Annotated in this window: 1 rRNA gene; it reads right to left on the bottom strand. The window is 51.5% G+C overall.

From position 1 onward, the window contains the following. Positions 1 to 163 precede the first annotated feature (163 nt). Positions 164 to 1694, bottom strand: a 16S ribosomal RNA gene (locus tag JHU38_RS12220). Between the last annotated feature and the right edge of the window lie 214 nt (positions 1695 to 1908).

A 1908-nucleotide genomic window follows, 5' to 3' on the forward strand; every position in this document is an offset into this window, starting at 1 on the left:
CCGATGCCCGGCTTCCTTTTTCTCTTTATCGAAAAAACAGATCATCAGTACAAGAAGAAAAGAGACGGCTCAAAAGACAAAAACCGGTCAGACCGATCCGGTCTCAAAACTTCAACGCCGTATCGATCAAAAAACATCAACGGCAAAAAATAAACGTCTCCAGAAAGGAGGTGTTCCAGCCGCACCTTCCGGTACGGCTACCTTGTTACGACTTAGCCCCAATCACCGGTTTTGCCCTAGGCCGATCCTCGCGGTCACGGACTTCAGGCACCCCCGGCTTTCATGGCTTGACGGGCGGTGTGTACAAGGCCCGGGAACGTATTCACCGCGCCATGGCTGATGCGCGATTACTAGCGAATCCAGCTTCGTGAGGTCGGGTTGCAGACCTCAGTCCGAACTGGGACCGGATTTATAGATTTGATGCAACTTACGCTACACCCACCATCTGTACCGGCCATTGTAACACGTGTGTAGCCCCGGACGTAAGGGCCGTGCTGATTTGACGTCATCCCCACCTTCCTCACACCTTACGGTGGCAGTATCCGCAGAGTGCCCGGCATTACCCGATGGCAACTACGGACAGGGGTTGCGCTCGTTATGGCACTTAAGCCGACACCTCACGGCACGAGCTGACGACAACCATGCAGCACCTTCACAGCGGTCCCGAAGGACTTCACCATCTCTGGATCATTCCGCTGCAATTCAAGCCCGGGTAAGGTTCCTCGCGTATCATCGAATTAAACCACATGTTCCTCCGCTTGTGCGGGCCCCCGTCAATTCCTTTGAGTTTCACCGTTGCCGGCGTACTCCCCAGGTGGGATGCTTAACGCTTTCGCTTGGTCCCCCTATCAAAAAACAGGAGAACGGGCATCCATCGTTTACCGTGCGGACTACCAGGGTATCTAATCCTGTTCGATACCCGCACTTTCGAGCATCAGCGTCAGTTGCGCTCCCGCAAGCTGCCTTCGCGATCGGAGTTCTTCGTGATATCTAAGCATTTCACCGCTACACCACGAATTCCGCCTGCGTTGCGCGCACTCAAGTGAACCAGTATGCGCTGCAAGTCAGACGTTGAGCGACTGAATTTCACAACACACTTAATACACGGCCTACGCTCCCTTTAAACCCAATAAATCCGGATAACGCCAGGACCTTCCGTATTACCGCGGCTGCTGGCACGGAATTAGCCGGTCCTTATTCATGCGGTACCTGCAAATAGTCACACGTGACTAACTTTATCCCCGCATAAAAGCAGTTTACAACCCATAGGGCCGTCATCCTGCACGCTACTTGGCTGGTTCAGGCTTACGCCCATTGACCAATATTCCTCACTGCTGCCTCCCGTAGGAGTTTGGACCGTGTCTCAGTTCCAATGTGGGGGACCTTCCTCTCAGAACCCCTACCGATCGTGGCCTTGGTGGGCCGTTACCCCGCCAACAAGCTAATCGGACGCATCCCCATCCATCACCGATAAAATCTTTATTCCACGTCGGATGTCGTCGGTGGAAACCATGCGGTATTAGTCCGACTTTCGCCGGGTTATCCCGCAGTCATGGGAAGGTTGGATACGCGTTACTCACCCGTGCGCCGGTCGCCATCAGAGGTTGCAAGCAACCCCCATGATGCCCCTCGACTTGCATGTGTTAAGCCTGTAGCTAGCGTTCATCCTGAGCCAGGATCAAACTCTCCATTGTAAAATAATGTTGAATAAGGAAAAAGTAAAACGGTAAAAAAAGTGAAAACTCACCGATCAACCATTTACTATCACCTTAAAAATAATCTCTGTTTCAGAACGCTTATCCTTATTATCGAAGTCAAAAAACCTTTGTCTTTTATTGACGAGTCGTTTCTTTTACCCAAGTACAGCCGTATTAAAAACACGGAAGAATGAACCGATAAATCCAAACC

It is taken from the genome of Prevotella illustrans (assembly GCF_017426725.1).
Classification (GTDB): domain Bacteria; phylum Bacteroidota; class Bacteroidia; order Bacteroidales; family Bacteroidaceae; genus Prevotella; species Prevotella illustrans.